Annotated in this window: 24 protein-coding genes; 6 read left to right on the plus strand and 18 right to left on the minus strand. The window is 69.1% G+C overall.

All coding sequences use genetic code 11. From position 1 onward, the window contains the following. Nucleotides 1-40: 40 nt before the first annotated feature. The 3 genes from ACYVF6_RS22240 to ACYVF6_RS22250 all read right to left on the minus strand — a co-directional run bounded on the left by ACYVF6_RS22240 (nt 41) and on the right by ACYVF6_RS22250 (nt 2,726). Nucleotides 41-952 carry a MerR family transcriptional regulator gene (locus ACYVF6_RS22240; RefSeq protein ID WP_460524337.1) on the minus strand — a complete coding sequence of 304 codons (912 nt, stop codon included), beginning with the start codon at nt 950-952 and terminating at the stop codon, nt 41-43. Nucleotides 953-985: 33 nt separating this feature from the next. After that, nucleotides 986-2,389, minus strand: coding sequence for a sulfatase family protein (locus ACYVF6_RS22245; RefSeq protein WP_460524339.1), 1,404 nt, complete (start codon nt 2,387-2,389; stop codon nt 986-988). A gap of 142 nt (nt 2,390-2,531) precedes the next feature. Beyond that, nucleotides 2,532-2,726, minus strand: coding sequence for a DUF7455 domain-containing protein (locus tag ACYVF6_RS22250; RefSeq protein ID WP_460524341.1), 195 nt, complete (start codon nt 2,724-2,726; stop codon nt 2,532-2,534). 382 nt (nt 2,727-3,108) lie between these two features. On the opposite strand from ACYVF6_RS22250, the gene ACYVF6_RS22255 reads away from it, so the two are divergent. After that, nucleotides 3,109-5,190, plus strand: a complete 2,082-nt coding sequence (locus tag ACYVF6_RS22255; protein ID WP_460524343.1) for a DNA gyrase/topoisomerase IV subunit B — start codon at nt 3,109-3,111, stop codon at nt 5,188-5,190. Nucleotides 5,191-5,203: 13 nt separating this feature from the next. Here ACYVF6_RS22255 and ACYVF6_RS22260 read toward each other — a convergent pair whose 3' ends face one another. The 5 genes from ACYVF6_RS22260 to ACYVF6_RS22280 form a co-directional block, all read right to left on the minus strand. Then, nucleotides 5,204-6,010, minus strand: coding sequence for a hypothetical protein (locus ACYVF6_RS22260; RefSeq protein WP_460524345.1), 807 nt, complete (start codon nt 6,008-6,010; stop codon nt 5,204-5,206). 118 nt (nt 6,011-6,128) lie between these two features. After that, nucleotides 6,129-7,013 carry a hypothetical protein gene (locus ACYVF6_RS22265; RefSeq protein WP_460524347.1) on the minus strand — a complete coding sequence of 295 codons (885 nt, stop codon included), beginning with the start codon at nt 7,011-7,013 and terminating at the stop codon, nt 6,129-6,131. 225 nt (nt 7,014-7,238) lie between these two features. Then, a complete protein-coding gene (locus tag ACYVF6_RS22270) occupies nt 7,239-7,538 on the minus strand; it encodes a hypothetical protein (RefSeq protein ID WP_460524349.1) in 300 nt (99 codons plus the stop codon). Nucleotides 7,539-7,690: 152 nt separating this feature from the next. Then, nucleotides 7,691-8,194 (minus strand): beta-class carbonic anhydrase, encoded by a 504-nt coding sequence (locus ACYVF6_RS22275; protein ID WP_460524351.1) that lies wholly within the window; start codon nt 8,192-8,194, stop codon nt 7,691-7,693. Then, a complete protein-coding gene (locus ACYVF6_RS22280; protein ID WP_460524353.1) occupies nt 8,191-8,754 on the minus strand; it encodes a thioredoxin family protein in 564 nt (187 codons plus the stop codon). Before ACYVF6_RS22280 ends, ACYVF6_RS22275 begins: the two co-directional genes overlap by 4 nt. 242 nt (nt 8,755-8,996) lie before the next feature. Here ACYVF6_RS22280 and ACYVF6_RS22285 point away from each other — a divergent pair, with 242 nt between their 5' ends. Further along, entirely contained in the window at nt 8,997-10,415 is a 1,419-nt protein-coding gene (locus tag ACYVF6_RS22285; protein ID WP_460524355.1) for an APC family permease, read from the plus strand. Here ACYVF6_RS22285 and ACYVF6_RS22290 read toward each other — a convergent pair. Beyond that, nucleotides 10,330-12,084 (minus strand): MFS transporter, encoded by a 1,755-nt coding sequence (locus ACYVF6_RS22290; RefSeq protein WP_460524357.1) that lies wholly within the window; start codon nt 12,082-12,084, stop codon nt 10,330-10,332. The two genes, ACYVF6_RS22285 and ACYVF6_RS22290, sit on opposite strands and share 86 nt — an antisense overlap. Further along, nucleotides 12,081-12,776: an LppX_LprAFG lipoprotein gene (locus ACYVF6_RS22295; protein ID WP_460524359.1), complete on the minus strand. Its 696-nt coding sequence runs from the start codon at nt 12,774-12,776 to the stop codon at nt 12,081-12,083. The genes ACYVF6_RS22290 and ACYVF6_RS22295 overlap by 4 nt, the downstream gene beginning before the upstream one ends. A gap of 45 nt (nt 12,777-12,821) precedes the next feature. Between ACYVF6_RS22295 and ACYVF6_RS22300 the strand changes: the two genes are divergently transcribed. Further along, nucleotides 12,822-13,760 (plus strand): hypothetical protein, encoded by a 939-nt coding sequence (locus ACYVF6_RS22300; protein ID WP_460524361.1) that lies wholly within the window; start codon nt 12,822-12,824, stop codon nt 13,758-13,760. Nucleotides 13,761-13,768: 8 nt separating this feature from the next. On the opposite strand, the gene ACYVF6_RS22305 is transcribed toward ACYVF6_RS22300, so the two are convergent. Then, nucleotides 13,769-13,939, minus strand: coding sequence for a hypothetical protein (locus ACYVF6_RS22305; RefSeq protein ID WP_460524363.1), 171 nt, complete (start codon nt 13,937-13,939; stop codon nt 13,769-13,771). 188 nt (nt 13,940-14,127) lie between these two features. Between ACYVF6_RS22305 and ACYVF6_RS22310 the strand changes: the two genes are divergently transcribed. Continuing rightward, nucleotides 14,128-14,697, plus strand: coding sequence for a TetR/AcrR family transcriptional regulator (locus ACYVF6_RS22310; RefSeq protein WP_460524365.1), 570 nt, complete (start codon nt 14,128-14,130; stop codon nt 14,695-14,697). Between the two features lie 20 nt (nt 14,698-14,717). Here ACYVF6_RS22310 and ACYVF6_RS22315 read toward each other — a convergent pair whose 3' ends face one another. The 4 genes from ACYVF6_RS22315 to ACYVF6_RS22330 are packed head-to-tail and all read right to left on the minus strand — an operon-like array spanning nt 14,718 to nt 18,694. Beyond that, on the minus strand, nt 14,718-15,488 hold the full coding sequence (locus ACYVF6_RS22315; protein ID WP_460524367.1) for a DeoR/GlpR family DNA-binding transcription regulator: 771 nt from the start codon (nt 15,486-15,488) through the stop codon (nt 14,718-14,720). Nucleotides 15,489-15,492: 4 nt separating this feature from the next. Next, on the minus strand, nt 15,493-16,491 hold the full coding sequence (pdxA, locus tag ACYVF6_RS22320; protein ID WP_460524369.1) for a PdxA family dehydrogenase: 999 nt from the start codon (nt 16,489-16,491) through the stop codon (nt 15,493-15,495). Further along, nucleotides 16,488-17,672: a four-carbon acid sugar kinase family protein gene (locus tag ACYVF6_RS22325; RefSeq protein ID WP_460524371.1), complete on the minus strand. Its 1,185-nt coding sequence runs from the start codon at nt 17,670-17,672 to the stop codon at nt 16,488-16,490. The genes pdxA and ACYVF6_RS22325 overlap by 4 nt, the downstream gene beginning before the upstream one ends. Beyond that, a complete protein-coding gene (locus ACYVF6_RS22330; RefSeq protein ID WP_460524373.1) occupies nt 17,669-18,694 on the minus strand; it encodes a 2-keto-3-deoxygluconate permease in 1,026 nt (341 codons plus the stop codon). Before ACYVF6_RS22330 ends, ACYVF6_RS22325 begins: the two co-directional genes overlap by 4 nt. Before the next feature lie 157 nt (nt 18,695-18,851). On the opposite strand from ACYVF6_RS22330, the gene ACYVF6_RS22335 reads away from it, so the two are divergent. Then, nucleotides 18,852-19,661 carry an LLM class flavin-dependent oxidoreductase gene (locus tag ACYVF6_RS22335; RefSeq protein ID WP_460524375.1) on the plus strand — a complete coding sequence of 270 codons (810 nt, stop codon included), beginning with the start codon at nt 18,852-18,854 and terminating at the stop codon, nt 19,659-19,661. A gap of 10 nt (nt 19,662-19,671) precedes the next feature. On the opposite strand, the gene ACYVF6_RS22340 is transcribed toward ACYVF6_RS22335, so the two are convergent. Both ACYVF6_RS22340 and ACYVF6_RS22345 read right to left on the minus strand, forming a co-directional pair. Further along, nucleotides 19,672-20,871: a cytochrome P450 gene (locus ACYVF6_RS22340; protein WP_460524377.1), complete on the minus strand. Its 1,200-nt coding sequence runs from the start codon at nt 20,869-20,871 to the stop codon at nt 19,672-19,674. 18 nt (nt 20,872-20,889) lie between these two features. After that, nucleotides 20,890-21,918: a hypothetical protein gene (locus ACYVF6_RS22345; protein WP_460524379.1), complete on the minus strand. Its 1,029-nt coding sequence runs from the start codon at nt 21,916-21,918 to the stop codon at nt 20,890-20,892. A 72-nt stretch (nt 21,919-21,990) separates the two neighbouring features. Between ACYVF6_RS22345 and ACYVF6_RS22350 the strand changes: the two genes are divergently transcribed. Further along, nucleotides 21,991-22,605 carry a TetR/AcrR family transcriptional regulator gene (locus tag ACYVF6_RS22350; RefSeq protein WP_460524381.1) on the plus strand — a complete coding sequence of 205 codons (615 nt, stop codon included), beginning with the start codon at nt 21,991-21,993 and terminating at the stop codon, nt 22,603-22,605. A 122-nt stretch (nt 22,606-22,727) separates the two neighbouring features. Here the strand turns inward: ACYVF6_RS22350 and ACYVF6_RS22355 are convergent, their stop codons facing one another. Next, on the minus strand, nt 22,728-25,175 hold the full coding sequence (locus tag ACYVF6_RS22355; protein ID WP_460524383.1) for a DNA gyrase/topoisomerase IV subunit A: 2,448 nt from the start codon (nt 25,173-25,175) through the stop codon (nt 22,728-22,730). Nucleotides 25,176-25,189 lie beyond the last annotated feature (14 nt).

Consider the following 25,189-nt stretch of genomic DNA (forward strand, 5'->3'; position numbering starts at 1 on the left):
CGCACCTCCGATGTAGCGATATCCGGTGAATCACCCAATGCTACAGGTCGACAGCGGTGAGTTTCAGTGCTCGGATGGCCCAGTCGAGCGCCGGCACTTGCGGTTCGGGTGCGGGCCAGTCGTTGATCACGGCGAGCAGCTCGGAGTAGCGCTCCCGGCGGTGGTCGTTCGCGGTCTCCAGCCGGTACAGCAGCCGCGATCGATCGCCGTGCGGTGCGTACCGAGTCACCAGCGCGTCGACCACCGGACGCGCTTCGGTGGAGGCCGGATCGATGCCGGCCGCCACTGCCGGGCCGGCCTGGTCGCGGACGACGGCCACGATGTCGGGCTGGAGCCGGCCGGAGGCTGTCTCGGCGACGTGCTGCTCCGCGACCAACCGGAGCGCCGAGCGGAAGCCCTCGTCCCGCGTCAGTTCGGCCAACTCGATCCAGGCCTCGACCTGCGCCGGCGTCGCGTTCTCCGGCAGCTCCGGCGTCATCGTCCGCCGGACGCCGTCGAATCCGCGCTCGGCCGGCAGCCCGCCGAACGCAGCGTCGAGGAACTCCTTGATCAGCTCCTGCCGTTCGCCCTCCGAAAGTCTTGCCAGCTGGTGCATGCGCTCGATCTCCTCCGGTGTGGAGCCCAACCTGGCCACCACCGAGAGCACCGCGTGCCGCAGCCGCAGGACGCGGATGCGTACGGCCAGAGCGTCGGCGTGGGCAGCGGCGACGTCGACGAGCGAGGCCTGCCTCTCGACGACCCGGCGGATCGTCGGCAGGTCGAGCCCGAGGTCGCGCAGCGTCCGGACGAGCTCCAGGCGGGCGAGGGCGGCGGTGTCGTAGCGGCGGTATCCGGCAGGGCTGCGGTCGGTCGGCGGCACGAGTCCCTGATCGGAGTAGAACCGGATCGTCTTGACCGAGAGGCCGGTACGCCGGGCCAGGTCGCCGATCGAGTAGGGCGCGTCGCCGTTCATGCCGTCACCCTGTCGGCTCCAGCCAGGGGAGAGTCAAGCCGGCGTGTCGCCGACCTCGGCCTGCAGCCGGGCCAGTTCGGCGGCCAGCTCGTCGCGCACGCCCGCGTACGCCGGATCGGCGTAGACGTTGTGCAGCTCGTGCGGGTCGTTGACCAGGTCGAACAGCTCCCACTCCGGCTCGCGCGGCTCGTCCCTGGTGTTGGGCTGGCCGAGCGCCTGGCCGTAGTAGTAGATGAGCTTGTGCGTCCTGGTCCGCACGCCGTAGTGCGCCTGGACGCGGTGGGGCTCGCTGAGGTGCTCCCAGTAGCGGTAGTACATCGACGTCTGCCAGTCGCCCGGTGTCTCGCCGCGCAGCAGCGGGAGCAGCGACCGGCCCTGCATCCGCGGATGGGCGGGCACGCCGGCCAGCTCGAGGAACGTCTGCGCGAAGTCGACGTTGAGCGCGATGTCGTCGCAGGTGGTGCCGGGCTCGATGAGCCGCGGGTAGCGCACCAGGAACGGCATCCGGAGCGACTCCTCGTACATGAAGCGCTTGTCGTACCAGCCGTGGTCGCCGAGGAAGAAGCCTTGGTCAGAGGTGTAGATGATCAGCGTGTCGTCGGCCAGGTCGTGCTCGTCGAGGTAGTCGAGCAGGCGGCCCACGTTGTCGTCGACGGAGGCGACGCAGCGGAGGTAGTCCTTCATGTAGCGCTGGTACGCCCACTCGGCGAACTCGCGGCCGGACAGGCCGGCGGGTGGTTCGACCTTCAGATCAGTGGCGGTGAGGTCGCGGTTGACCCGCATCGTCGCCTCGGCCGCGGCACCGGCACGTTCGGAGTAGTCGTCCCAGAACGTCTCCGGCAACGGGATGTCCTGGTCGGCGTACAACTTGGAGTGCTTCTCGTCGGGCTCCCACGGCCGGTGCGGTGCCTTGTGGTGGACGAGAAGCGCGAATGGCCGGTCGCGATCGCGGGCGTCGAGCCAGCCGAGCGAGAGGTCGGTGATCAGATCTGTGGCGTAGCCCTCGACCCGCCGTACGCCGTCAGCTGAACGGAATCTCGGATCGTGATACTCGCCCTGGTCGATCAGTACGTCCCAGTAGTCGAAACCGTACGGATCGTGGTCATCGCCCGCGCCCAGATGCCACTTGCCGACGATCGCGGTCTGGTAGCCCTCGTCGCGCAGCAGCTCCGGGAAGCCGGGCTGGCGGGCGTCGAACGTCGGCCGCAGCGTGGTCACGCCGTTGACGTGGTTGTACGTGCCGGTGAGGATCGCGGCGCGGCTCGGGGCGCAGATCGAGTTGGTGCAGAACGCGTTGTCGAACCGCATGCCCTCGGTGGCCAGCCGGTCCAGGTGCGGCGTGGTGTTGACCACGCTGCCGTACGCGCCGATCGCGTGGGCGGCATGATCGTCTGACATTACGAAGACCAGGTTGGGACGTCGGCCGGCTGTCGTCATGAGGACGTACTCCCTGGTGGCGAACATGAAAGTGCCGGTCGACCGTTGCGACCGGCACTGTGGCATGTGGACTTGTAGTGCTCAACGCTGAGCCGAATGGAGCGGCTTGCGATCTCGGCGGAGGGAGTCCGCGTCGCCGGCACTAGTCGTGCAGCCGCTCCGTCTCGTCGTGGATGTCGGTAGCGACCTGCTTGAGCTTGTCCGCGTGCTCACGTCCGTGATGTGCGCAGAAAAGCAGCTCGCTACCGCCTGGCATGGACACCCTGATGTAAGCCTGGGCGCCACAGCGGTCGCAGCGGTCTGCGGCCGACAGCGGTGGGGCAACTGCAGCAGTCACGTGTCTTCTCTTTCGACTCGACTGTTCCTACTTCGACAACATCAAACCAGGTTCAGGCTGTTCCCGCATATGCCGGTTGTGGACAAGTTCCGCTCCGAGCGAACTGGTGGGAGGTTCCGTACCGGGTTTGGCGCTGTCTTCTTATAGATACTGCTGGAACGTCCTTTGTTTCCAGGCTAATTCCGTGTGTCTGATCCGTTACATCGACCCGGTTGTGGTAGGTCGCCTCCCTCCGGCGTGGGAACCTCGGCTTTGTCGGTGCCCCTGGATACCCTGAGGGCGGTTCGTCGCACGTATGTCGGAACGGATTCGCTGAGCGCGACCGGTCCGGCACGCACTGCCATAATGCGTACGGCGTCAGTCGGGAAAGGAGCCCACCTCAGTGGCGAGTCGGCCTGCGGATCTTGATCACTCCGCCTACACCGCGCGGCACCTCACAGTGCTCGAGGGCCTGGAGGCTGTCCGGAAGCGTCCCGGTATGTACATCGGGTCCACCGACAGTCGCGGCCTCATGCACTGCCTGTGGGAGCCGATCGACAATGCGGTCGACGAGGCGCTGGCCGGTGCGTGCACCCGGATCGAGACGATCCTCTATCCCGACGGCTCGGCAGAAGTACGCGACGACGGGCGCGGCATCCCGGTCGACATCGAGCCGCGGACCAAGCTGTCCGGCGTCGAGGTGGTGTTCACCCGGCTGCACGCGGGCGGCAAGTTCGGCGGCATCTCTTATACCGCGTCCGGCGGTCTGCACGGCGTCGGTGCCTCGGTGATCAACGCGCTCTCGGCACGGCTCGACGTCGAGGTCGACCGCGCGCCGGCGACCTGGGCCATGAGCTTCCGGCGCGGCGTGCCCGGCGTCTTCGACGGCGACGGGCCGGCGGCCGGGTTCCACAAGGAGTCCGGGCTGCACAAGGCCGGACGGGTGAAGAAGGGCGTGACGGGCACCCGGGTGCGGTTCTGGCCCGATCGTCAGATCTTTACCAAGGACGCCGTCTTCTCGTTCGACGAGCTGGTGACCCGCTGCCGGCAGACCTCGTTCCTGGTGCCGGGGCTCGAGGTCGTGGCGCGCGACCTGCGCGGCGACGAGCCGCTGGAGGAGTCGTTCCGGCACGACGGCGGCATCTCCGAATACTGCGAGTTCCTGGCCCGCGACGAGGCCGTCACGTCGGTGATCCGCCTGCAGGGCGGTGGCCACTTCACCGAGACCGTGCCGGTGCTCGACGACAACGGCCACATGGAGACCAAGGACGTCGAGCGTGACCTGGCCGTCGACGTCGCGGTGCGCTGGGGGAGCGGCTACGAGACCGAGGTGCGCTCGTTCGTCAACGTGATCGCCACGACCAAGGGCGGCACCCACGTCTCCGGCTTCGAGCGGGCGCTGGGCAAGACGTTCAACGAGGTGCTGCGCAACTCCCGGCTCCTGCGTTCCAGCGAAGCCGACGTGATCAAGGACGACGTGCTCGAGGGCATGACGGCGGTGGTGACCGTCCGGCTGGCCGAGCCGCAGTTCGAGGGGCAGACCAAGGAGATCCTCGGCACGCCGGCGGCGTCGCGGATCGTCTCCAACGTCGCGCAGAAGGAGCTGAAGGCGTTCCTCACCTCGACCAAGCGCGGTGAGAAGGCGGCCGCCCGGCTGGTGCTCGAGAAGGTCGTCTCGGCGTCGCGGGCGCGGCTGGCGGCCCGGCAGCACCGCGACGCGCAGCGGCGCAAGAACGCTCTGGAGTCCTCGGCGCTGCCGTCCAAGCTGGCCGACTGCCGCTCGACCGACGTCGACCGTTCCGAGTTGTTCATCGTCGAGGGTGACTCGGCGCTCGGCACGGCGAAGCTGGCGCGCTCGTCCGAGTTCCAGGCGCTGCTGCCGATCCGCGGCAAGATCCTGAACGTCCAGAAGGCCTCCGTCACCGACATGCTGAAGAACGCCGAGTGCGCCGCGATCATCCAGGTCGTGGGCGCCGGGTCCGGACGGACGTTCGACCTGGAGGCGGCCCGCTACGGCAAGATCATCTTCATGGCCGACGCCGACTCCGACGGCGCCCACATCCGCTGCCTGCTGGCCACCCTCTTCTGGCGCTACATGCGCCCCCTGGTCGAGGCCGGCCGGGTCTACACCGCCGTGCCGCCGCTGCACCGGGTCGAGCTGATCAACCCGAAGAAGGGGCAGGACAAATACATCTACGCCTACTCCGACCCGGAGATGCAGCGCCTGCTCGTCCAGCTCGACAAGCGCAACGTCCGGTGGAAAGAGCCGATCCAGCGCTACAAGGGCCTGGGCGAGATGGACGCCGACCAGCTGGCCGAGACCACGATGGACCCGCGCCACCGTACGCTGCGCCGCATCACCGCCGCAGACGCCGAGGCCGCGGACAAGGTCTTCGACCTCCTGATGGGCAACGACGTCGCCCCGCGCAAGGAGTTCCTCGTGGCGGGCGCCTACGAACTCGACGAAGCCCAGATCGACGCCTGAGCTTTCTGTCGTCCTACGAGCTGAACCGGGGCAACTGCCCCGGGTCATGCCTGCCCGGGTAGGGAAAGTCCACCCTGCGGAAGCGATCGATGGCTGCCTGCGTACCAAGCTCCTCGCGCCGCTCGGGGTGCTCGAGGTAGAACGTGAGCGCCCAGTACGCCAGCGCCGGGTGGATCGCCAGGTGTCCCGCGCCGACGTGGTTCATCCAGCGGCTGTCACGGAACATGCTGAACTGCGCAAGCCAGTTCTCCTCCGGGACATGTCCGGCGGACAAGTCATCCTCGTCGTATCCCAGGTGGATCTTGATCATGCCCAGGCGACGTCCGCTTACAGCTGTCACATAGCGCAGCTTCTCCCATGGTGTGAAGACGCACCCAAACCATGACCAGTGGTAGACGCCCTCTGTTGACAGCCCAACCCCCATGCGGTGCCGCCCTCGGATGAAGTAGCTGAACAGATAGGGCACGAAGAACACGGTCAAGTACGGGCCGAACTGTGCGAAGAATGCCAGGGCGGCCCGCCCGGAGGCACCTCCCACGCCTGCGAGATCATCCGCAAGCCATGGGAACACCCACAGCAACGCGATCATCGCGATCATGAACGCTTGATAGGCGAGCTCCCAGACCCGCGAATATGGCGCGAACACCACCTGGCTCGCAGATGATCGAACGGGGAGTAGGCGCACAGCAGCAGTCCCGCGAGTGTGGGACAGATGGAGCGCGTCGTAGGAGATGACGGAGCCGACCCCGACGATGCAGCCGAACAAGGCGCCGAGCGTTACCAAGGTCAGATCTCTTGGGTGAACAGTGAGACCGATCACAGCAATCAGGACGGACAGTGCCAGGAGGCCATAGCCGATTCGTTCCCACCGGATCTGGCTTCTCAGGTCCTGCTCCCACGCAGTTGGCCATGGCAGGCCAGCCGCCTGCGATCGGCGCCTAGCCATTGCCGGCCTCCGGGAACGCCCAGCGGTCATCGATGATCACAGGTGAAGGATGGAGGGTTGGCTTGAGCGCCTTCTCATAGGCCGCGTCCACGATCTTGTTCATCAGCATTCCGGCCAAGGATCCGCCAATGAGTGCACCAATACCTGCAGGTCCGCCAAACCTGGAAATGACCCACGCGCTCGCATATAGTGCACCGATGTTGGAGGCTGCGGCCTGGTCGAAGGGCTCGCCGGAAGCCATGTCGAGAGTGATGCCGACGACAGTAAAGAGGTATCCGCTCTTGCCGGCGACTCTGGCGACGATGCCGAGTGTGTCAGCCCGGTTCAGTGGGACCCTGGCCTTCTCCGCGTACTCGTGGGAGATGTCGTCGAGCATCCCAGCGATGTCGTGGGCCTTGCGGGTGCGCACCATGTCTGCGAGGAACTTGGCCTTGTCGCGGGTGAACGTGAGCGGCCAGGAGCGTTCTATGAACCGCAGCTTGTACTGCTCGGCAAGCCAGCCGGCGTGACCTGTGATGATGTCACTGGCGCTGAGATACCACTGTCCCTTGATCTCGGCGACGACCCGATCTCCCACGCTCTTGAACTCGGCGATCTCGGCCCGGGCTGACTCCACGAGTGCCCGGATCTGGTCGTAGAGCTCACGTTCGCGGTCGTACGTGGCGGCCTGCTGGTCCGGGTCGTCCACCTTCTCGGGGCCGATCCAGATCTCCTGGAGCGTGGGCACCATGACCTCGCCGTTGACCACTTGCACCTCGGTCGGATTGTTCGCGACGAGTTGTCTGGCCTGGTCGATCTGGCCCTGAGCACCCTCCAGCCGGTCGGCGTACGCGTCCAGATGATCGGCGGTCCGGTGGATGTCGGTGACGAGCTTCATGATGGCTTCGCTAGCGGAAGGCGAAACACCCTGGGCGAAGCCGAACCCGGCGTGATCCCTCCAAGCCCCCTCCGCGTACATCCGAGCCTCCGTCAGCGCGACGGACAGTCCGGATACCGGTGGAGCGAGGGCGGTGCGGGCCCAGTTGGCCAGCGCGCGGATCCCGGCGGGGTCGCCGTCGCCGCGGACGCCGTGGCTGGTGCGTTCGTGGGTTCTGGCCATCGGTCAGTCGCCCGCCTCCTCCAGGTCCTGCAGCACATCCTCCAACCGCCAGGCGCTGACCTGCTGGCCGGCAGCGTAAAGGATCGCAGACTCCACGACGGCCAGGGCTGCCATCCGGGTCCGGACAACGAGTTCGACCTGCTGGGTGATCAGGACGCTCTGGAGCTCGCCTACCTGGTCTGCCAAAGGTCCGGCCTGGATCTCTGTCGGCATGGTGGCCGCGGCATCGTCGATCTGGTCAGCTGCTTCGAACAGCAGCTGGGCGATCTTCAGCAGTGCGTGAACGCTCACTTCCTTGGCCATGTTCTCCCCGTGCTCCCCGTGCCCCTAGGTTCCCGCCCGTAGCCTCCGCGCACCACAGCGTAGGGGCGGGCTGGCCCGATGTACAGAAACTGGCTCATGCCGGACAGCGCGCCACAGGCGCCGTCCGGCATGAGCGACGTTCGTAGGCCCGGTCAGACGGAGCGGGTGAGCCGGCCGGTGTCGACGTCGAAGATGAAGCCGCCGACGGTTACGTGGGACGGGATCAACGGATGCGACCGCACTCGTCGTACGTCGGCGGCGAGGGTTTCTTGTTGGTCTTCGATCGCGCCGAAGGCGAGGTTGCCGGGGTAGTGGCCGCTCGCGCGCTCGATCCGGTCCCGGATTTCGTCGTCGGAGCGGGCCACCATCGCGCAGCGGGTGTGGGGGACGACCATGATTCGCCGGACCTGCAGCAGGTGCACCGCCACCACCAGCGCCGGCAGCACTTCGCGCGTTACGCGGCCGCCCGGGTTGCGCAGCACCTTCGCGTCGCCGGCTTTGAGGCCGAGCATGCGTAGCGGGTCGATCCGGGAGTCCATGCACGTGACCACGCAGACGCCCGCGTGGGCCAGGCCGTCGAACCCTCCGAGGTACTCCTGAGCATATTCGGCGTTCGCCCCGAGCAGGTCGTCGAACTCCGCCCCGAGCGCGCTCAAGCTGACTTCCACTTGATCGAGCAGCCCATCGCCGGCCGGTGCGGCTCCGGCACCGGCTTCCCCGCCAGGGTCAGGTCCAGCGCCGTACGCAACAGCGAGCCGGTCAGCGGCTCCTGGTTCTTCGGCGAGCTCGCGTCCATCGCGCCGTGGTACGCCAGCCGCCGGCCGGCGTCGAAGACGAAGAGGTCGGGTGTGCACGCCGCGCCGTAGGCCTGGCCCACCGACTGGTCCGCGTCGACTAGGTACGGGAACGACCAGTTCGCCCGGATCGCCTGCTCCTGCAGGGCTTCCGGCTTGTCGTCCGGATAGGCGTCGGCGTCGTTGGTGCAGATCGCCACGGCGGACAGCCCGCGCGGCGTGTACTCGCCGACGATCCGGCCGAGCTCACCCTCGATGTGCTTGACGTACGGACAGTGGTTGCACACGAACGCGACCAGCAACGCCGCGCCTTTCAGGTCGGCGAGCGCCACGTTTCCCTTGCCCGCGGCACCTTCGACGGCGGGCAGGGTGAAATCGGGCGCCTGCGTGCCGAGCGGTATCTCGTTCGACTCAACGGCCATCTGCGGCTCCTGCGTTCTGCTCATCTGACTTCATGGCCAAAACGCTTCCATCGTGACCTATACCTGCAACCTCACCGGCAGCCGGGCACCCGTCGTGAGACTTACGAAATGATCACTTTGAGGGGTTTACGTAGCGCATTCGACGGGGGACTCTGGGCTGGAAGGAGCGGGGGAGCCGCGGCCGCAGGCCGCAAACCGCGGGGGCTGGACAAGCACCGCGCGACTGTACGGGAAGGAGCCACATGTCCGACTCTGTGAAGGCCGCAGCCGCGCCGAGCGGCCAACCCGAGCTCAAGCGCGTCATCGGCCCGAAGCTGCTTCTGTTCTTCATCGTCGGCGACATTCTCGGTACGGGCATCTACGCCCTGACCGGCCAGGTGGCCGGCGAGGTCGGCGGAGCGGCCTGGACGTCGTTCGCCCTGTCGTTCGTCGTCGCGATGTTCACCGCGACGTCCTACCTCGAGCTGGTCGGCAAGTACCCCCAGGCCGCGGGCGCCGCGCTCTACACCCAGCGGGCGTTCAACATCCGTTTCCTGACGTTCCTGGTGGCCTTCACGGTGATGTGCTCCGGCCTCACCTCGGCCGCGGCAGCGGCGCGAGCGTTCGGCGGCGACTACCTCAGCCAGTTCTTCTCCGCGCCGGTCATCGTCGTCGCGGTGATCTTCCTGATCGTGCTCGCGCTGATCAACTTCCGCGGTGTCTCCGAGTCGGTCAAGCTGAACGTCGTGCTCACGAGCATCGAGCTCACCGGCCTGCTGATCGTGATCGGTGCGGGCGTCGCAGGGTTCGCCGAGGGCAAGGGCGACGCGGGCGTGGCGTTCGAGTTCAGCTCGAACGGCAACGCGCTCGGACTGATCATCAGCGGCGCCGCGCTGGCGTTCTTCGCGATGGTCGGCTTCGAGGACTCGGTCAACATGGCCGAGGAGACCCACAACCCGCAGAAGACGTTCCCGAAGGCGTTGTTCCTCGGCATCTCGATCACCGGCGTCATCTACATCCTGGTCGCGTTCTTCTCCACGACGCTGGTCCCGATCGACAAGCTCAAGGACTCCACCGGCCCGCTGCTGGAGGTCGTGAAGACCGGCGCGTCGTGGTTCCCGCTCCAGCTGTTCGCGTTCATCGCGCTGTTCGCCGTGATGAACTCCGCACTGATCAACATGATGATGGCCTCGCGGCTCGTCTACGGCATGGCCAACGAACGGATCATCCCGCGCTCGCTCGGCTCGGTGCACCCGTTCCGGCGTACGCCCTGGGTCGCGATCATCTTCACGACCGTCCTGGCGATCGGGCTGGCGGCCTACGGCACGTTCGCCAAGATCGGCGACGCCAGCGCGCTGTCGGCGCTCGGCGGCACCACGTCGCTGCTCCTGCTCGCGGTCTTCACGCTCGTCAACATCGCCGTCCTCGTGCTGCGCAGGCACCCTGTGGAGCACCGGCACTTCAGGGCACCGACGATCCTCCCGATCCTCGGCGTGATCTGCTGCGGCTACCTCGCGCTGCCGTTCTCCGGTCGCGACGTCATCCAGTACCAGATCGCCGGTGTGCTCGTCCTGATCGGCATCGCGCTGTGGTTCGTCACGTGGCTGACGCACGGTCGCCGGGTGGCGGAGTTCGATGCGGCTCAGCTGTCCGAGGAACCCGAGCTACCCCCAGAACGATGAGCGCGATCACGCCGGCCGCCGCGGCGCACACCGCGGCGCCGGCGAAGATCGTGTGGATCTGGACGAGCGCGGCCTCCCGGATCGCGTCGCTGTAGGCCGGGCAGGACGCCGGCGAACGCGGGCAGAGCTCGTCCGGCGCGGGGATCTTCGCGTTGTACTCGAAGAACCGGCGCAGGCCCACCGCCGTCAGCGCCGACAGCCCGACCAGCATGCCGACCATCCGCGCCACCACCAGCAGCGCGCTTCCCACGCCGTGCGCGTCCGAAGGCGTGGCCGCGAGCAGGGCGGCGTTGACAGGCGCGATCGCGAGTCCGAAGCCCAGCCCGCACACCACGAGCACCACGTCGGCGCCCCAGCCGTGCAGGGCCTGCTGGTCCCAGCCGGTCATCACGCCGAACGCGCCCGCCGACAGCAGCATCGCCACGCCGGTGATCGGGCCGGCCGGCAGCCGCCGGGTCAGCCAGCCGCCGAGCAGCGCGCCGACCGGCAACGCCACCAGGAACCGGACGAGTACGAACGCCGCGCCCAGTTGCGAGTCGGGGTAGATCGTCGCGCGGGCGAACACCGGTACGTCGACCAGCGCCGCGATCAGCGCGGACCCGACGAAGAAGCTGATGACGAGCGAGCCCCAGGCCGCCTTCGCCCGCAGCGCGCCGTGCGGGATCAGCGACACCTTCGCCCGGCGCTCGCGTACGACGAACAGCGCCAGCGCGACCGCCGAGCCGGCCAGCAGCCACGGCCCGGCGGGGGAGAGCACCTCGGTCTGCGGGTCGGCGACCGCGAACGTCACGACCACGCCGCCAAGCGCGAGCCCGAGCAGCAGCGCGCCGACGAAGTCCGCCGACTTGAACACCCCCGGGATCCGCCGCAACGGCAGCAACGGCCGCGCAGCGGTCAGCTCGCGTACGACGAACGCCACGAGCAACAGCAGCCAGGCGATCCCGATCGGTGTCGCGACCCGGGAGTTGATCCACGTCCAGTCGAACGGTACGAACGCCAACCCCAGCGTGACGTCCTCGACCAGTTGCCGCGGCTCGATCAGGTCGAGCGCGAACCCGGCCAGCGCGAGCACGAGCAGCAGCAGGCCGGGTACGTCACGGATCCGCGTGCGCTTGCGGACGAACCCCGCGGCGAGCAGCAGGCCGCAGGCCAGGTTGATCCAGAAGATCGCGCGCCAGTCGGCCCAGATCAGGATCGCGGCGCCGAACAACGGACCGAGTACGCTCCCGAGCTCCTGCACCGCGCCGACAACGCCGAGCGGAAGCCCACGCCGCCCCGGCGGCCACAGGTCGGCGACCAGCGCGAGCGTCGCCGGCACCAGCCCGCCACCGCCGACGCCTTGCAGGAACCGCCCGCTGACGACCTCGCTGAGGTCGTGCGCGCCCGCGGTGATCAACGAGCCGAACGCGAACAGCAGCAGCGATCCGACCAGGACGGGCGACCGCCCGAACAGGTCCGAGAGCCGGCCGATCAGCGGCAGCATCGCGATGTAGCCGAGCAGGAAGCCGGAGATGATCGGCGCCGCCCGCTGCATCTGGTCGACGTCGAGCCCGACGCCGGTCATCATGTCGGGCAGCGCGAGCACGACGACATAGGTGTCGGCCGCCGCGAGCAGAACACCTAAGCAGGCAAGGGCGAGCCGGCCGCGCCCCTCGGTGAGAACGCTCATTGGGCCGGTGCTTTGATCTCGACCGGCTCGCCGTACCGGTCGAGTGTGACGGTGTACGTGCTGATCGTCTTCTCGTCGTAGAACGGGCCGCGGAACGTCGCCTTGCGCAGCTGGCTGCTTCCGGACTCGACGTAGAACGTCGTCTGGATCGTGCCCTTCTGGTTGGCGACCAGCAGGAACCGGCCGACCACGCTGGCCGGCAACGTCGCCGTGATCTGGGTCAGGACTTCCTTGCCGGCCCGCGACTGCCCCTTGTTCTGCGGCTGTTTGGCCGCGGTGATGAACGACGACAGCCCTTTCTCCGGGCTGAGCAGGTCGGCGGGATCGGTCACGCCGAGCCGCTCGGGGTCGGTCTTGGTGAAGGTGTCGCGCAACGGCAGCTTGGCGTACAGCGTGCCGTCGATCGACACGACCTGGACGGTGGCGGCGAGCCCCCCCAGCGCGAGCCGGAAGCTCCCGGAGAACGAGCTGGGTCGTTTCGCCGAGCCGGTGGCGCTGACGAGATACGAGCCGCTCTCCGGCAGGTCGGCGCCGGCCACCTCGAAGTGGAGTGTCTGGGCCTCGTCCAGCTTCTGCTTGGCGGCCGTCAGGATCGCTTTGGGGTCCTTGGGCTGGTCGTCGCTACAGCCCGCGGCGACGAGCGTGAGGCAGCACAACAGCAGGCACAACCCGGTACGGAGAGGTCGACGCACGTCGCTAGCCTGTCACATCTTTCCCTTCTCATGGGTGGTGGATGGATGCTGCAGGCCGTGGAGGGCGGGCCGTACCGTTGCGCGCTCGTCGTCAAGCTCGAAGCCGAGGTCGACGAGGCGTTGCTGGCCGCGATCGCGGAGGCGACCGGCCTGAGGTTCGAGGAGTACGGCTACGGCGGCTTCGGCGGCGAGACCTCCGCGACGGTGTACACCTCCGGCGACAACCTGCTGATGGACGTGCTGTGCGACGAGGCCGGCGTCAAGGCGATGTTCGTCTGGGCGGACTCGGCAGAGCACGCGACCGGTGTGCGCGACGCGATCGGGGCCGCGATGCCGGCGTGGAGCGAGCAGATGCTGCGCGGCCAGCTGGAGGGCACGTACGAGGACACGCCCGAGGCGCTGGTCGCGCTGCTGATGGCGTGCGGTGGCGCCAACCCCGGCCAGGAGACGCTCGATCTCCTGCAGCGCGCACTCGACCACGACGACGAGGAGGTCCAGGCGGCCGCCGAGTACGCACGGCTGGTCGCCTCCGAGCTCAGGCATCCGCCGGTGGTGATGCGGGAGCAGCCGGAACGCGAGCTGGAGGAGATCCTGCGGCCCGCCGAGCCGATCCAGCCGGCGGCGGGTGAGTCGCGGCACGTCACGGTGCGCGCGGGCATTCCAGATCGGGCCGTGCCCCGGCCGGTCACCTGGCTCAGCACGCCCTACGACGACCCGGACGACCTGCTGTTCTGGATGATGCGGGCCGGCTGGGTGGCCGAGGTGATGGACATCCGCCCGGACTCCGAGTGGCACGAGCAGATCTACTGCCCACGCGACAGGCGGACCGCGCTCCACCTCGTCCAGCATCCGGCCGTCGGCAACGTGCACATCGCGCTGCACGGAAACGCGGTCGACGCGACGGCCGCCGCTCTGGTCACGGACCTGGGCGCCGAGATCCTGGCCGGTCCGCCCGAGGACTGGGAGCGGACCGCCGCCGGCTGAGCGGCGAGTCAGGCCGGCAAGGTGTCGGCGTAGGCGAGCACTTCGGGGTGGCCGAACACGCCGGGCAGCCCACCGGTGCGGACCAGCACGGTACCTGGCGCTAGCTCGCCGCGGCGGGCGGCTGCGACCAGGCCGGCCGTCGTCGCGCCGGGGCCGAGCGCAACCACTCCAGCTTGCATACCTTGTTGCCTCCGCCGCCGAGCCCGGTGAGGTCGCCGCGCTTGACGGGCAGGTCGCCCGGGCCGAGTCCGGGCGACGGCGGCGAGCCGTGGCGGCGGCTCGACCGGCGTCGGCCAGGTTCCGGGTGGGACAGGAGCGATCGCGCTGGTCACGCGCTCTACTATAGAAATCGGAGGGATTTCCGGATATGTCTCAGACCAGCGAACGCGGGCTTCGTGCGGACGCGCTGCGCAACCGGGTGAGCCTGCTCGCCGCCGCGTCCAAGCTGTTCGTCGAACGTGGACCAGACGTCTCGTTCGTCGACATCGCGAAGGCCGCCGGCGTCGGCGTCGGGACGATCTACCGGCACTTCCCGACCCGAGAGGCCCTGATCGAGGCCGCCTACCGTTCGGAGCTGGACGCCGTGTGCGAGGCCGCGCCCGAGCTGCTCGGCTCCCTGCCGCCGGACCGCGCGCTGCGCGGCTGGATGGATCGCTTCATGGACTACGTGTCGACCAAGGTCGGCATGAGCGAGGCGATCAAGGCCGTGGTCACCGCGGGCGGCAACCCGTACGCCCAGAGCCGCGAACGCCTCGGTGCCGCGATGGAGGTGCTGCTTTCGGCCACCGCCGCGGCGGGCGCCACCCGGCCCGGCATCGATCCGGAAGACGTGCTGCTGACGTTGAGCGGCATCGCGATGGCCGCGGCCACGGCGGATCGCGAGCGGGCGGGCCGGATGCTCGACCTGCTGTACGAGGGTCTGCGCACGCACGACTGACTCCCCGAAGAAACAGCCGCTCAGTCCTCGGCGACCACCACGTCGACCAGGTGGTCGGCGTCGAACGGTGCCAGCTGCTCCGGCGTCGCGCTCGCGTCGGTGACCAGCGTCCATGGCCGTTCCAGCGGCGTCCAGGCGTGGAACGGTGCCCGGCCGAGCTTGCTGGAGTCGGCCAGGACGTAGATCTCACGGGCTTGCTCGGCCATCAGCGACTTCAGCGACGTCTGCGCCAGGTCGGCCTCGCAGATCCCGCGCCCGGCGACCAGGCCGTCGGCGCCCAGGAACACGCGATCCGCGGTGATCCTGCGGACGGTCTGCTCGGCCAGCGGACCCACCGTGCTCTCGCTGATCCGCCGGAACGTGCCGCCGACCCAGATCAGCTCCACGCCCTCGGCCCGCATCAGCTCCGACGCCGGCGTGAGCCCGTTGGTCACGACGCGCAGGCCGGTCCGCCCGCGCAGGTGATGGGCCAGCAGCCCGGTGGTGGTGCCGGCATCGAGCAGGATCGTGTCGTCGTCGCACACGAACGCGGCCGCCGTCCGGGCGATCGCGTCCTTGGCCTCCGGCGCGACGTGCGTACGTTCGCGCAGCGAGGGCTCCGGCCGGTGCGGCGCCAGCATCGCGCCGCCGTACGTACGCGCGATCCGGCCCTGCTCGGTCAGCCGGCCCAGGTCGCGGCGGACCGTCGAGGCCGAGACGCCCAGCCGGCGGCTGAGCTCCTCGACGCGCGACTCGCCCGCGACGACGAGTTCGTGGATCCGGTCGAGCCGCTCGCTGGTCTTCGTACGCACGGCTCTACTCCGCTCGCTCCGGCGCCAGCTCGGCGGCCTGCCGCAGCGCCTCCAGCAGGCTGCGCTCGTCAGCTTCGCCGGTGCCGGCGATGTCGAACGCGGTGCCGTGATCGACCGACGTCCGGATCACCGGGAGCCCGACCGTGATGTTCACGCCGGCCTCGAGCCCGAGCACCTTGACGGGGTTGTGACCCTGGTCGTGGTACATCGCGACCACGATGTCGAAGTCGCCGCGCACCGCGCGGAAGAAGACCGTGTCGGACGGCAGCGGACCCTGCGCGTCGATGCCGGCGGCGCGCGCCGCGGCCACACCGGGCGCGACCTTCGACTCCTCCTCACCGCGGCCGAACAGGCCGTTCTCGCCCGCGTGCGGGTTGATGCCGCACACGGCGATCCGCGGCTCCGCGATGCCGGACTTCACCAGCGTCTCGTGCGCGCGCCGGATCGTACGTTCGACCAGCGGGGCGTCGATCTTCTCGATCGCGTCGATCAGCCCGATGTGGGTCGTGCAGTGGATTACGCGGAGCTTCGGCGCGGACAGCATCATCGAGACCTCCGGCGTACCGGTGAGGGCCGCGAGGATCTCGGTGTGCCCGGGGTAGACGTGCCCGCCGGCATGCAGCGCCTCCTTGTTGAGCGGCGCCGTGCAGATCGCGTCGACCTCGCCGGCGACGGCGAGCTCGACGGCGCGTTCGACGTAGCGGAACGCGGCGTCGCCCGCGACGGGGGAGAGCTCGCCGAACGGCAGGTCGTCCGGAATCAGCCCGAGGTCTACGCAGTCGATCGCGCCGGGCTGGTAGCTCGCCTCGTGCGGACCAGGCACCTGGCGGATCTGGACGGCGGCACCGGTGATCTTCGCGGCCTTCGCGAGCCGGCCGGCGTCGCCGATGACGAACGGGCGGTAGGCGCGGTAGGCCTCCGGACGGGCCAGCGCCTTGACCACCACCTCCGGCCCGATGCCGGCCGCGTCGCCCATCGTGACGGCGATGATTGGTCGATTCATCTCGCTCCCTCGGTGATCTTCCTGAGTTTGGCACGGGCGGTCGTCAGCGTGCCGGTGTCGCCGAACGCTCCGGCCTTGGTGACAACGGGGATCTCGCGCTCGGACCGTACGCCGGCCGACAGGGGTACACCCGGCTCCAGCTCGTCGACCAGCCGGAGCGCGGTGATGTCCCAGGCAGAAAGGATCCCGGCGGCGGTGTCGCCACCGGTGGCGATCAGTGCGCCGGCCTGGTCCGCGCACGGCCGGACGAGCTGGCCGAGCGCCTGGGTGAGCCGTTCGTCGTCGACGCCTTCGCGGCCCTCGGCGTCGATCGTGACGACGACGTCGCGGCCGCGGCCGAGCAGCCCGGAGATCCGGAGCGCGAGGCTGGTCCAGGCTGATCGGTCGGTGCCGGCGAGCACGGGCACCGGAATACCGATGTGCACGACGCCGGACGCCACCAGGTCGGCCGCCTGCTTGCGTGCGATCGGACTCACGCTGCCGACCGCGATCAGCGCCGGGCCGGGTGCCAGGTGAGCGGCGGGGCTGGGCTCCGGTGCGTTCCCGGCGAGACCGAGGACGGGTGGCAGGTGGTGGGCCAGACCGGCGGAGCCGGCCCAGACGACCGGCGCGTCCGTGCGAGCGCCGGCTTCGGCGATCGTACGCAGGTCGTCGTCGGTCTCGGCGTCGAGCACGACGGCCCGCGCACCGGATGCCAGCAGGCGATCGAGCGAGCCCGCGCGGACGTCCTCGAGGGTGGCGAGCGCAGTCTTCAGCCCGGCCCGGCGCAGCAGGTCGGTGACCGGGCCGAGGTCGGCACCGTTGACGTACTGCCGGCCGCCGATCGTGGTCCGCCCGGTCGCGGGGAACGCCGGTGCCACGATCGCCGCCGCGCCCTCGTGCCAGGCGTCGAGCGCCACGGCCACCTCGGCGCCGACCTGCCCGCGCAGCGTGGAGTCGATCTTCTTGTAGAGCGTGGGGACGCCGGCGGCTCGCAGCCCCGCGACCACGTGTCCGCAGGTCGCCGCGGCTTGTTCCGCGTCGAGCCGCCGGGTGGCGGTGTCGATCGCGAGTACGTCCGGCCGGTCCACCGGCAGGTCGCCGGTCCAGGTGACGGTCGCGGACAGACCGGCGCGCAGGAAGCCGACACCGGCGTCGGCCGCTCCCGTCAGATCGTCGGCGACGACCGCGACGTGCGTCATGGCCGGGCCGCCGGGGCAGGAGCGGCGGACTCCGCGGGCTTCGACGGCTCCGGATCCTCATCCGTCCGGCGGTGGCGGCCGACCCGGGCGGCCCACCAGGCCGTGACCAGCGGCGTCAGGATCGCGGTCACCACCACGCTGGCGGCGACCAGGATCGTCGCCTGCTCGGCGGCCTTGGCGTAGACGGGGTTCGCGTCGGCGACGATGGCCGGCACGGCGGCGGCGTTGCCCGCGGTCGTGGCGGCGGCCAGGCCCGCGACGCCGTTGCCGCCGGTCAGCTTGTCGGCGATGACCAGGACCGTACCGCTGACGATCACCACGCCGAAGCCGAGCAGGATGCCGAGCAGCCCGGCGTGCCAGACGTTCAGCAGGTTGATTCCCGCACCGAGCGCGAACGCGAAGAACGGGATCATCACGGGCACCGCGCGACCGAGGAACTCGCGCAGGTCCTTGTCGAGGTTGCCGAGCGCGATGCCGAGCGCGAGCGGCAGGATCGCGCCGACCAGCGTCTGCCACGGGAACGCCGACAGCCCGGCGACGCCGAGCGTGACCATCGTGAGGAACGGGCCGGACTCGATGCTCATGATCGAGTACGCCGCCACGTCGCGCGACTTGCCGAACTGGCCCATCAGCGCCATGTAGAGGCCGCCGTTGGTGTCGTTCAGCGCAGCGACGACCGCGAGCGTCGACAGGCCCGCGAACAGGCCGCCGTCGACCGGCAGCTCGCCGAGGAGGCGGCCGAAGATCAGGCCCATCGCGACGCCGATGACGACCTTGGCGAGGAAGAGCGCACCGCCCTTCTTGGCGATGTACGGCGTGGAGCGAAGCTCGATCGTCGCGCCCATGCAGACGTAGAACACCGCGAGAATCGGCATCGCGCCGGAGAACAGCGCACCCGTGAACGAGCCGAAGTATTCACCCGCGCCGGGCCAGGCGGTGGCGATCACGGCACCGGCGAACAGCGGAACGATCATCATGCCGCCGGGGATCCGCTCGACGGTGCGCTTGATCGGGATATGCATCAGTGGAACTCCTTAGACGGACCTGCGTGATCTGGGCATGTCCGCCGGTCAGGTTATTGCTGTTGCGTTAAATGCGCAATAAGAGTCCATCGTGATGCGCGGTTCGCGCAAATCGGCGTCCGGAATAGGTCGCTTCGAGTCCGAGGTTGCCTTCTACATGCGCTTCGGTGTCTACGTTCCCTCCTACGGCCCATACGGTGATCCGCTCGTCCTGCGCGATCTGGCGATCTCGGCCGAGACCGCCGGCTGGGACGGGTTCTTCATCTACGACGTGACAGTTCCACAGGGGCGTGAGCTCCCTCCTGTGGCCGATCCCTGGGTCGTGCTGGCGGCGATCGCGCAGGCCACCGCGACGATCCGGCTGGGTCCGATGGTCGTGCCGCTGCCGCACCGGCGACCGTGGACGCTGGCGCTGGAGGCCGGCACGCTGCAGGCTCTGTCCGGTGGACGGCTCGTCCTCGGTCTGGGCGCGGGTACGCCGGCCGATTACACGATGTTCGGCGAGCCCGCCGGGAAGCTCGGCTCACGCTTCGACGAAGCCGCCGCCCTGCTGCGCCGGTTGCTCGGGGGAGGTGTCGTCGATCACGCCGGAAACCACTACAGCGTGTCGGGTGCTGCGTTCGGGGCGGTCGACGTACCTGTGTGGACGAGTGGGTTCTGGCCGCGAAAGACGCGGGTGCGGGGTGCGCTGGGAGCCGACGGCCTGTTCCCGCTGATCCGCGACCCCGGGAACGACTTCCGGCCACCCAGGCCCGAGGAGTTGCCGGGGATCCGCGCGGACTTCGTGTCGGCTGGTGGTCGTGCCGACGGTGACCTGGCGGTCTGGTCGCAAGGGATCGAGTGGTCGGCCGGGCTGGCCGAGGAGTACGCCGCCGCCGGCGTGACGTGGTGGTTCAGCGACGGCTCGGAGGTGACGCCGGACGAGCTGCGCGAACGGATCGCGGCCGGCCCGCCCGGCGTCGCATGACTCGCGTACCTCAGTCCCAGGTGACCGGGAGCCGGTGCACGCCGTAGATCGCCATGTCGTCGCGCATCGGCACCTCCTCCGGCGGCACCGCCAGCCGCAAGGCCGGGAACCGGCTGAACAGAGCCGAGAATCCGACCTGCATCTCGACCCTCGCCAGCTGCTGACCCAGGCACTGGTGGATGCCGTGCCCGAACCCCACGTGGCCGTGCACCGTCTGCTCCAGGCCGAGCGTGTCGGGGTTGCCGAAGTGTGCCCCGTCCCGGTTGGCGGCCTGGAGCGACACCGTGACGGTCTGCCCGGCCTTGATCACCTGCCCACCGAGTTCGACGTCCTCGAGTGCGGTGCGCATCGTCATCGGAACGATCGTCAGATAACGCATCAGCTCCTCGACGGCGTGACCGACCGCGGCCGGATTGCCGATCGCCGTCTGGAACGCCGCGAGCTGGTCCGGCCGGCTGATCAGCGCGTACGCACCCAGCGCCAGCATGTTGGCGGTGGTGTCGAACCCGGCGCCGATCAGGACGCTGCCGATCGCCGCCAGCTCCTCGTCGGTGAGGTCGCCTTCGCTGATGAGCCCGCTGAGCAGGTCGTCGGTGGGCTCGGCGCGCTTGGCGAGCACCAGGTCGTACATGTACCGCTGGACCTCGGCGAACGTCGCCATCTTCTCCTCGAGCGACGTGTCGAGCCGCAGCATGTCCCGCATGGCGTCCTGGAAGCGGGCACGCTCGGACGAGGGCACGCCCAGCAGCTCGCTGATCACGAGGCCGGGGATCGGCTGCGCGAACGCCGTCACGAGGTCTGCTGGCGGGCCATGCTCCTCCATCGCGTCCAGGTGCTCGGTGGCGATCTGCTCGACCTGGCCGGTGAGCTGCCGCATCCGCCGGACCGTGAACTGGCCGGTGAGCTGCCGCCGGTATCGGGTGTGCTCGGGCGGGTCCATCGCGGTGAAGATGCCGGGCGGCGCCGGCTGTAGTGGTGTACCGGCCAGCGGATTGTGCGTCAGCTCGGCGCGACGGCTGAACCGCGGATCGGCCAGCACTTCGCGGACCAGGGCGTGCGGCGTCACGAACCAGCCGACGTGGCCGTCGGGATAGACCATCGGGACGACAGGGCTCTCCTCGCGTAGCCGGGCAAGCTCCGCGGGCGGGTCGAACGGGCAGCCCGCCGTCCGTTCGGTGGGCAGATGGATCGGTGTGGCGGTCTCGGACATCTCTGGTGAGCGTTCCTCTCAGTGCGTAGGTGTGAGGCTGTGTGGCTCGCTTACGCGGCGCGCCGCGTAAGCGAGCAGGGCGATCGCGCCGGCCGTGAAGACCGTGTTGCTCGCCAGGTCCAGGACCAGGCCGGCGTCGTCCAGGGAGCGCCACGGGAACGAGTGCCAGGCGTAGGTGAGCAAGGCACCTCCGGCGAGCGCGAGAATGTGCGCCTGCGACCAGTCCGGCCGGCGAGACCAGCGGGTCACGACGGTGATCGTGATCGCGAACAGCGCGAGGTTGGCGACCACGTTGACCCAGGCGGGTATCCGTAGCGCCGCAAGCCATGGCGAGAGACCGGTGGGGTCGGCCGCGTACAGGAGAACGAACGCTGCTCCGGCAGCCGCGGCGAAACCGCAGGCGAGCCACGGCGACGGCACCCTGCCGGCGGCGGGCTGAAGTCGGCCGGGCCTGGGAAGCCGTAACGCGATCGTGGCGATCACGGCGACGATCACAGCGGCGACGACGAGCTGGGTCACACTGGCGACGCCCTCTCTGGTGGCTGTGAGGATCGAGTCGCCGACGATCGTCAGCGTGAACAAGACCGCGGTCACACCGAACCCGACCTTGCCGAGCCACGGCGTCGTTCGCCGTTCACGGGCGATCGTCTCGGCCAGGGCGATCGGAACGCTGATGCTCCAGACGGTGTGGACTCCGACCATGAACAGCGTCCACGGCAGCCCCAGACCGAGCCCGGAAACGTAGCCGTAGTCGAGGATCCGGAAGCCCGCCCAGTTCTGGTTGAAGAGAGTCTGGGTGACGAAGGTCTCCTCGAGCATGCCGTACGCCAGGGCGAGTCCGAGCATCGTCGGCCAGCCGCGGCCGGTGCGGCGGGCGTACTCGCGGATGAGCAGGGCGCCGCCGCCGTACAGCAGAGCGATCAGGGGGAGGGCGATGAGGTAGGTGAGCGTGATGTTGCCCATCAGGAACTCGGCCACCAGCGGGGCGAGCAGGACCAGCCCGACCGGTGGGGCGAGCCGGCGTAGCCGGCCGTTCGATCGATCCATGGCCTCTATTTGAGTACACCAGGTGTATTAATGCAACTGGACTATCGATAGTCGTAATGTAATCTGTGCGACATGCAGGAGATCAACCGGCGCGAGCGCAAGCGGCTCCAGACCCGGCAGCTGCTGATCAACACGGCGTTCCGGCTGTTCAAGGAGCAGGGGTACGACGAGACGACGATCACGCAGATCGCGGCCGAGGCGGACGTGGCGAAGAAGACGTTCTTCAACCACTTCCCGGCCAAGGAGGACGTGGTCTTCGCCGAGTCCCTGTCGTACTACGACTACGCGTTCGACGTGATGGCCGAGCCGGTGCCGGGCGAGAGCGCCGCCGACCTGCTGTCACGCACGTTCGACCGGATTCTCGAGAGCTACCTGGCGCACTGGCCGATGGGCGGCGACCCGGAAGTGACGGAGACCTACGCCCGGCTGGTGATGACGGTTCCGGCGCTGCAGGCGCGGAGCCTGCACATCATGTTCGACATGCAGCGGAAGATGGCGGAGGCGCTGGCGAAGGCGTTCCCGAACCAGCTGGACCCGATCAGCGCGGCCTCGGCCGTGGGCGCCCTGATGGGTGCCGTCCAGGCGGCCGGCATGGCGAGCTACGAGCTGGGCCGCTCGGAACAGGACACGATCGCCGACACCCGCCGCGCCGCCGAGATCGCGCTGCGGGGCCTGCGCGCGCTGTAGCGGCCTGCCGCCGGCTGGCGTCGTCGGATGGGGAGCCCTTCATGCGAACGTGTCGCGTGCAGGGCACACCCATCCGAAACGAGAGCGCCGGAGCTGCCCGGCCGCGGACGGCGCGGGCAGGTCTAGCCGAGCGATCCCGAGACCGCGGCGATCGGCTGGGCCGCGGGTGTGCCGGAGCCGTCGCGCTTGCCGGTGGCTCCCGGTAGTTCGATCGGTGCGCCACTGGCCGCCGACGCCTTGGCAGGTGCCGGCCCGGCCCAGGCGAAGATCAGGCCGTCCTCTCCACGCAGGAAGCGGTGGCAGCGGACGCCGGCCGTCGCGCGGCCCTTGGCGGGGTATTCGTCGTAGGGCGTGACCTTCACCGAGCCCGCGTCGGTGCCCGGCAGCGCGGACGACGAGCCCGACACCGTCACCACCGACACCACGCGCGTCGAGTCGATCGCGCCGAAGAAGACCACGCGAGCACCCGACGCAAGGCGGATGCCCGCCATGCCGCCGGCCGAGCGGCCCTGCGGCCGCACCACCGAGGCCGGGAAGTGCAGCAGCTGCGCGTCGGAGGTGATGAAGACCAGGTCTTCCTCGCCCGTACGCAGCTCGACCGCGCCCACCACCTCGTCGGAGCCCTCGAGCGCGATCACTTCCCAGTCGTCGCGGTTGGTGAGGTGCTCGGGCCGGACCCGCTTCACCACACCGGTCGCCGTGCCCAGGGCAAGCCCCAGCGACTCGGCCTCGAGCGTCGTCAGGCACAGCGGGCGCTCGCCCGCCTCGAGCGACACGAACTCCGACACCGGCGCGCCGCCCTGCAGGTTGGGCGCGTTGGCGGTCGGCGGCAGCGACGGCAGGTCGAGGACGTTGAGCCGGATCAGCCGTCCGCGGCTGGTCACCAGCCCGATCTGTCCGCGGGCCGTCGCCGGAACGCCCGAGGCCAGCACGTCGTGCTTGGCCCGGTCACCAGAGCCCGACGGCCGATCGGACCCGGCAGTGCGCGCCAGCAGGCCCGTCGAGGACAGCAGCGCCCAGCACGGATCGTCGGCGACCTCCAGCGGCACCGCGGCCGTGACGGCCTGCCCGGCCGACTCCAGCAACACGGTCCTGCGCGGCGTGCCGAACGACTTCACCACGTCGGTCAGCTCGTCGGACACCAGCTTCTTCAGGAGGTTCTCGTCTTCGAGGATCGCGCGTAGCTCGTCGATCGTGCGCTGCAGCTCCGACTGCTCCTTCTCCAGCTCGATCCGGGAGAACTTGGTCAGCCGCCGCAGCTGCATGTCGAGGATGTACTGCGCCTGCACCTCGGACAGATCGAACACGCTCATCAGGCGTTCCTTGGCGATCGACGCGTCGTCGCTGGAACGCACGATCTGGATCACTTCGTCGATGTCGATGATCGCGATCAGCAGACCCTCGACGAGGTGCAGCCGGTCGGACGCCTTGCCGAGCCGGAACTGCGTGCGCCTGCGCGTGACGTCGTAGCGGTGCTGCAGATAGACGTCGAGCAGCTCCTTCAGCCCGAGCGTGCGCGGCTGCCCCTCGACCAGGGTGACGTTGTTGATGTTGAACGACTCTTCGAGCGGCGTCGCCTTGTAGAGCTGCTCGAGGATCGCCTCGGGGTGGAAGCCGTTCTTGATCTCGATGACCAGCCGCAGCCCGTGCGCGCGGTCGGTGAGGTCCTTGAGGTCGGCGATGCCCTGCAGCTTCTTGGTCTGTACGAGCTGCTTGATCCGCTCGATCACGCGCTCGGGCCCGACCATGTAGGGCAGCTCGGTCACCACGATGCCCTTGCGCCGCGGCGTGACGTTCTCGATCCGCGCGGTCGAGCGCATCTTGAACGAGCCCCGGCCGGTCTCGTACGCATCGCGGACGCCGTCGAGCCCAACGATCTTGCCGCCGCTCGGCAGGTCCGGCCCGGGGATGAACCGCATCAGCGACTCGACGGTGGCGGTGGGGTGCTTGATCAGGTGCTTCAGTGCCTGGACGACCTCGACCAGGTTGTGTGGCGCCATGTTGGTCGCCATGCCGACCGCGATCCCGGTCGTGCCGTTGACCAGCAGGTTGGGGAACGCAGCCGGCAGCACCGACGGCTCGGTCTCCTGGCTGTCGTAGTTGGGCTTGAAGTCGACGACGTCCTCGTCGAGCGAGGCGGTCATCGCCATCGCAGGGGGTGCCATCCGGCACTCGGAGTAACGCATGGCGGCCGGTTCGTCGTCGAGCGAGCCGAAGTTGCCGTGCCCGTCGATCAGTGGCAACCGCATCGCCCACGGCTGCACCAGGCGGACCAGCGCGTCGTAGATCGCACCGTCGCCGTGGGGGTGCAACTTACCCATCACCTCACCGACCACGCGCGCGCACTTGACGTGCCCGCGGTCGGGACGGAGGTTCATCTCCGCCATGGTGTAGAGGATGCGGCGCTGCACCGGCTTCAGGCCGTCCCGCGCGTCGGGCAGGGCGCGCGTGTAGATCACCGAATAGGCGTACTCGAGGAAGCTCTTGCGCATCTCCTCACCGACGTCGATGTCGGTGATGTGCTCCTCGAACTCCTCGGGTGGCTCAGCGGTGCTCTTGCGGCGGGCCATGCGCTCATTTACTC

This window comes from Flindersiella endophytica, assembly GCF_054779015.1.

Excerpts from the sequence above, each read along its gene's own strand:
- ACYVF6_RS22290 (WP_460524357.1), bottom strand. The coding sequence starts at position 12,084 with ATGAGCGTTCTCACCGAGGGGCGCGGCCGGCTCGCCCTTGCCTGCTTA.
- ACYVF6_RS22335 (WP_460524375.1), top strand. The coding sequence starts at position 18,852 with ATGCGCTTCGGTGTCTACGTTCCCTCCTACGGCCCATACGGTGATCCG.
- ACYVF6_RS22350 (WP_460524381.1), top strand. The coding sequence starts at position 21,991 with ATGCAGGAGATCAACCGGCGCGAGCGCAAGCGGCTCCAGACCCGGCAG.
- ACYVF6_RS22285 (WP_460524355.1), top strand. The coding sequence starts at position 8,997 with ATGTCCGACTCTGTGAAGGCCGCAGCCGCGCCGAGCGGCCAACCCGAG.
- ACYVF6_RS22345 (WP_460524379.1), bottom strand. The coding sequence starts at position 21,918 with ATGGATCGATCGAACGGCCGGCTACGCCGGCTCGCCCCACCGGTCGGG.
- ACYVF6_RS22355 (WP_460524383.1), bottom strand. The coding sequence starts at position 25,175 with ATGGCCCGCCGCAAGAGCACCGCTGAGCCACCCGAGGAGTTCGAGGAG.
- ACYVF6_RS22270 (WP_460524349.1), bottom strand. The coding sequence starts at position 7,538 with ATGGCCAAGGAAGTGAGCGTTCACGCACTGCTGAAGATCGCCCAGCTG.
- pdxA (WP_460524369.1), bottom strand. The coding sequence starts at position 16,491 with ATGAATCGACCAATCATCGCCGTCACGATGGGCGACGCGGCCGGCATC.
- ACYVF6_RS22265 (WP_460524347.1), bottom strand. The coding sequence starts at position 7,013 with ATGAAGCTCGTCACCGACATCCACCGGACCGCCGATCATCTGGACGCG.
- ACYVF6_RS22300 (WP_460524361.1), top strand. The coding sequence starts at position 12,822 with ATGCTGCAGGCCGTGGAGGGCGGGCCGTACCGTTGCGCGCTCGTCGTC.
- ACYVF6_RS22245 (WP_460524339.1), bottom strand. The coding sequence starts at position 2,389 with ATGACGACAGCCGGCCGACGTCCCAACCTGGTCTTCGTAATGTCAGAC.
- ACYVF6_RS22240 (WP_460524337.1), bottom strand. The coding sequence starts at position 952 with ATGAACGGCGACGCGCCCTACTCGATCGGCGACCTGGCCCGGCGTACC.
- ACYVF6_RS22330 (WP_460524373.1), bottom strand. The coding sequence starts at position 18,694 with ATGCATATCCCGATCAAGCGCACCGTCGAGCGGATCCCCGGCGGCATG.
- ACYVF6_RS22325 (WP_460524371.1), bottom strand. The coding sequence starts at position 17,672 with ATGACGCACGTCGCGGTCGTCGCCGACGATCTGACGGGAGCGGCCGAC.
- ACYVF6_RS22340 (WP_460524377.1), bottom strand. The coding sequence starts at position 20,871 with ATGTCCGAGACCGCCACACCGATCCATCTGCCCACCGAACGGACGGCG.
- ACYVF6_RS22310 (WP_460524365.1), top strand. The coding sequence starts at position 14,128 with ATGTCTCAGACCAGCGAACGCGGGCTTCGTGCGGACGCGCTGCGCAAC.
- ACYVF6_RS22305 (WP_460524363.1), bottom strand. The coding sequence starts at position 13,939 with ATGCAAGCTGGAGTGGTTGCGCTCGGCCCCGGCGCGACGACGGCCGGC.
- ACYVF6_RS22280 (WP_460524353.1), bottom strand. The coding sequence starts at position 8,754 with ATGGCCGTTGAGTCGAACGAGATACCGCTCGGCACGCAGGCGCCCGAT.